Consider the following 4,866-nt stretch of genomic DNA (forward strand, 5'->3'; position numbering starts at 1 on the left):
CACTGAAGGAACAAAAAAGTTTAAGCATCTTGCTAAGAAACCTCGACCGCCTCATCACCCTTCATCAGCGTGAGCCACCTCGCATGATGAAAGAGGGTAAAAATGCCAATCAGTATCAATGAAGAGTCGCTTTTCTGCGATTACTACTCGCAATGGATTAGCGTCTACAAAGAAGGGGCCATCCGTGAGGTCACCATGGGAAAGTACCGTCTCACGCAGTCTTGGCTAGCCAAACTGATTCCAGACCTGAAGATAAAAGATCTGGACCGGACCTCGTACCAGCAGCTCATCAATGGTTACGCAGAGCACCACGAACGCCAGACAACCATGGACTTCCACCATCAGCTTAAGGGGGCGATCCTTGACGCAGTTGACGAAGGATTCATTCCCCGCGACCCTACGCGCAAGGCTATTATTAAAGGAAAACAGCCGCGTGCGAAAAAGATCAAGTATCTCAATCAGTTTGAGCTTCATGCCATGCTCGGCGACCTTGATTTATCAGGCGGGCCGAGTTGGGATTGGCTTATTCTCGTAGTCGCTAAAACGGGCCTTCGCTTCTCCGAAGCCCTTGGGCTTACCCCCGAAGACTTTGACTTCGCTCATCAAACGCTTTCGGTGAACAAGACCTGGGATTACAAGAACGGCGGTGGATTCGTCCCCACGAAAAACGCCTCCTCGGTGCGGAAGGTTCAACTCGACTGGCAACTCATCATGCAACTTTCTGGGTTGCTCAAAGATCTTCCGCCGACTGAGCCCATATTTGCGAAGGGAAAGGTCTATAACTCGACGGCTAACAGCGTTTTAGCGCGCCACTGCAAAAATGTTGGCGTGCCTGCCATATCCGTCCACGGGCTGCGGCATACGCATGCATCACTTTTGCTGTTCGCTGGCGTATCCATCGCCAGCGTATCCCGAAGGCTCGGGCATGCAAGCATGACCACCACTCAGGAAACCTATCTGCACGTCATCCAAGAGCTCGAGAACAAGGACATTGACATCGTCATGAGGGCTCTTTCGACTCTTATTTAACCTGTATCAGCAAATCGTGGCTCACGCTGATGAAGGGTGATGAGCTGGTCGAGCCGGTCGAATTGCTCGCCGATGAGTCTCTGTTCATCTATCGAAGGCATACTGATCTCACTCTTCAACAATTTATCGAAGAAGAAATAGAGCCTGACACCGCCCTCTTGTAACATTTCGATTTGCTGTGTAAACAACTGCGTCTTGAACCAATGCCAAAGAAAGCGATCGTCGCAAGTTTCGTCAGTCTGGAAGACTTCGTAAAGGGAGCTAACAATTACATTTCCGCTGGTAGATTGATAGCCAATTGAACCAACATTGATTCTGGCAGGGTTGTACGCAAAGCTATTCGGCTCAACAATCCAATAGCTTGTTTTATCGGCCTCATGCATCGTTCCGCCGTTTTCAAACTGTTCATCTTGGGGGACGAAGCCGCGATCGTTAGTCACGGAATAGCTAGGTAGTTCGAGATTCTCCGAGTTCCTGATTCCGGATGCAGTGACAAAATCAGAGAACTTACGCTGTTCCCAAGCTGGCATGACAAAGGCCGGGAGCGTATCCCGGCCTAAGGCTTGTCATGCGATGTCGATGCCACCGGACTCGAGGAAGCTCCTCAGCAGCTTGTCGACCCTGGCATTAACCTTGAAGGGAGGGATCCTTGTTCCCTCGACCCTCTCGAAGTATGCCCGGGCCTTAGCTTTGTCAACGGTGCCCACAAGCGCGTCGAATCTTCCGAAGTCGTTAATATTGGCTTCGTTGATGTTAAGCCTCATCATGGTCTCGAGTTTCTCCTCGTCAACGCCGATGACATCGACGAGCTTGGCGACCTGCTTGTTCCGGGCACGCTGGGCGTAGCGGGTGATGTAGTCCCTGAGCGTCATTCCCGACTCAACCGAGACCTCTCCAGACTGGATGTCGTGGATGAAGAGCTCCGCGAAGCTCTGGTCCTCCTGGGACAGCGTAGCGAAGGTACGATGGAGGTTCGCGTAGAGAGCGTCGAGCTCCTCGGGCGAGACATCTCCCTGCTCGAGCGCCTTAAGCCACTTGGTGAAGTTCTCGTTCATGTACTGGGTGTCGATATGCCCGGTGTCGATCTCGGTGAGATAGCCCTTGATGTCGAACGGGGCAACAGGCGCTGTTCCGTCCTCGGAAGGATCGATTCTCGTGCTCAGTTCCTTGTACCTTTGGACCAATGCGTTGAAGCGACTCTCGTCGAACGTGACTTCGACCATCTGGGTTGATCCGGTATCGGGGTCCTGATCTCCGAAAACCTCAGCATCGCCCCAGGAGAATCCCTGCACCTTGGCAGCCTCAAGATGCTCGTGGAACTCGTTGAACAGCTCGGCGAACTTCGCCTTGGCCGCGTCACTCTCGGGCAGCTTACTGAAGTCCTCGCTCCCGCCTTCCTTGAAGACGGCTTCCATCTGGGCGAACAGCTCGTTGCACTTGGCCATGTTCTCGGGTAGCTTGCTGGCGAACAGGCCGAATGGCTTGTCTCCGGAATAGAGCTTCACCGCCTCCTCGATGTTGCGGCGCATAGTGTGGGACTTGCGGTAGTAACGGATGATGCCGAAGGGCTTCTCGTCGCCCGCGAACAGACGGTTAGTGCGACTGAACGCCTGGATGAGCAGGGCGTAGTCGATGAGCTTGTCCAGATAGAGGATGTTTATCCACTTGGAGTCGAATCCGGTGAGCATCTGGTCCACCACGATGAGGACGTCGATCCTTTCTTCGGGATGGTTCTCGACGTTGAGATGCGGTCTCTTGTGAGCCAGGCGCGCAGCCATGTCCTTCTTCATGGCCGCGTGGGTCGGTATCGTGTACTCCTTGCCGTATGTGGCGTTGTAATGCTCAATGATCTCCTTGAGGCCCTCCTCCTTGCTTATCGCCTTGTCGCCCGAATTGTCGATGTTCGGGTCGAAGAGCGCCGTGACCTTGAGCTGCGGGGCCTCGTCCCTGAACATCCTGAAGTACTCGATGGCCTCGGGAATGGAGCTGGTGGCCAGGAGGCCATGGAACTTACCACCATGGGAGATGCGCTCCCAGCCGGACAGGATATCCTCCACCACCTTCCTGCGATGCTCGTCGTCCTGATATTGGACAGACGGCACGAAGTGCTCGATGCCGTGCTTCTCGGAACCAGGCTTGTCGTTGACGTCGCCCATGCCGACCTTGGACGTATCCATCCAGTAGTAGTAGACCTTGCTCTTGCGGTCGTCCGAGAGGGCGTCGCCAACGCTGTCCGCCTTGGCTTTGTTCAGCGCCACTGCCTCGCGCACAGAGGTGTCCTTGAAGGTGCACACCATGTAGGGGTCGAACCCCAGCACGTTGCCGTCGCGGATGCCGTCAGCGATGCTATAGCGGTGTAGCTCGTCGCCGAAGACGTCCGTGGTGGTGGACATCTTCTTTGCGTTCTCCTCGTGGATGGGAGTGCCCGTGAACCCGAAGAACAGGGCGTCGGGGAAGGTGTTCTTGATCGTGCGTAGCATGTCGCCGAAGGTCGAGCGATGGCATTCGTCGATGATGAACACGATGCGCTTGCCCCTCATCTGCTCCAGGTCAGAATCGGTGATACCGCCCTCCTCGGAGCGGATGAGGCTCATCTTCTGGATGGAGGTGACGATCAGCATGTCGTTGACGGAGCTACTCTTGAGCCGGCTGCGTAGCTCCGCGGTGTTCTCCGTGCCCTGCACAGCGTCGTCGGCTGCCGCGAACGCGCGGTACTCGGCAAGGCTCTGGGTTCCCAGCTCGATGCGGTCCATGAGGAAGACCACCTTGTCAGCCTTTCTAGAGTTAGCGATGAGCTGCGCACTCTTGAAGCTTGTCATGGTCTTTCCAGAACCCGTGGTGTGCCAGATGTACCCGCCACGAATGCCCGGCATTCCCCATTGCTTGCGAGCGTTCACCTTGGCAACGCGGTCGGAAATCGCACGCGCCGCGTAGAGCTGGTAGCTGCGCATGACCTTGAGTGCGCCGTCGGAGTCGTCGGCGACAGTGTAGGAGCCGATGAGCTGGTGCGCTTCGGGAATCGAGAGGAATTTAGAGGCGATGGTCTTCCAATCGTTGACGGGTTCGTTATTGAAGTCCGCCCAATGGAAACAGAAGCGCTCATTGATCTTCCCTCCTGTGCCGGGGGACGCGAAATAGAGCATCTCTTCAGGGTTCATGGCGACGAACACCTGTACCAGGGAGAAGATGCCGGTGAAAACTCCCTCGTGCAGGTACTTGCCGATCTGGTTAACGGCCTGGCTCGCAGGGACCCCCGTGCGCTTGAGCTCGATGTGGATCACCGGCATGCCGTTAATGAGCAGCATCACGTCGCCACGGCGGACACCTGTCAGTTTGCTCGACGTGGTGAACTGGGGCTGCTGTGCGATCTGGTACCGCGTCTGACCAGTGGCAATCTCCTGCGCATGGAAGATCTTGAGGGAGACCTCCTTGCCGCAGTGGAGCTTATCGTCTGCATTGTCTCGCGTAATGGCCACGGTCTTGCCGTTGATGAAAGCATTGAGTTTCAGCGGGGTCCGCAGGGACGTCACCTGCTCCAGGATTTGCGCCATCTCAGAGTCAGTAAGGGGACAGCCGTTCAGGCGATCGATGTTGTTGTTGTTCTCGAAGATAATGGAGGCCCAGTTGTCTACGAGTTGCTTCTCGGTGGGGTTCCAGAGAACTCCGTCCTTGTCATCCCAGCCGTTGTTCTTGAGATTGGCGATGAGAGCCTCTTCGAACTGGGCTTCGTTCTCGAAAATCATGCCGCCTCCTTTTCTGGCGATAGAGCGTGGGGGTGCGTCGTATTTTGCTTACGCTGATGAAGGGTGATGAGGGAGTCGAGGTTTCTTAGCAAGA

Annotated in this window: 3 protein-coding genes; 1 reads left to right on the forward strand and 2 read right to left on the reverse strand. The window is 55.4% G+C overall.

Going from position 1 to position 4,866, the window contains the following annotated elements; genetic code table 11:
- Positions 1 to 102 precede the first annotated feature (102 nt).
- Positions 103 to 1,029: a site-specific integrase gene (locus PG731_RS09020; protein WP_006681516.1), complete on the forward strand. Its 927-nt coding sequence runs from the start codon at positions 103 to 105 to the stop codon at positions 1,027 to 1,029.
- Here the strand turns inward: PG731_RS09020 and PG731_RS09025 are convergent.
- Entirely contained in the window at positions 1,026 to 1,559 is a 534-nt protein-coding gene (locus PG731_RS09025; RefSeq protein WP_270773470.1) for a restriction endonuclease subunit S, read from the reverse strand. The genes PG731_RS09020 and PG731_RS09025 overlap by 4 nt on opposite strands.
- Before the next feature lie 36 nt (positions 1,560 to 1,595).
- Positions 1,596 to 4,772: a type I restriction endonuclease subunit R gene (locus tag PG731_RS09030; RefSeq protein WP_270773471.1), complete on the reverse strand. Its 3,177-nt coding sequence runs from the start codon at positions 4,770 to 4,772 to the stop codon at positions 1,596 to 1,598.
- Positions 4,773 to 4,866: the final 94 nt, after the last annotated feature.

The organism is Pauljensenia sp. OF14-1SRA (assembly GCF_027694595.1).
Taxonomy (GTDB): Bacteria; Actinomycetota; Actinomycetes; order Actinomycetales; family Actinomycetaceae; genus Pauljensenia; species Pauljensenia turicensis_B.

What these genes read in the sequence shown, in the direction of transcription:
- PG731_RS09020 (WP_006681516.1), top strand. Translation starts at nt 103, where the DNA reads ATGCCAATCAGTATCAATGAAGAGTCGCTTTTCTGCGATTACTACTCG.
- PG731_RS09025 (WP_270773470.1), bottom strand. Translation starts at nt 1,559, where the DNA reads ATGCCAGCTTGGGAACAGCGTAAGTTCTCTGATTTTGTCACTGCATCC.
- PG731_RS09030 (WP_270773471.1), bottom strand. Translation starts at nt 4,772, where the DNA reads ATGATTTTCGAGAACGAAGCCCAGTTCGAAGAGGCTCTCATCGCCAAT.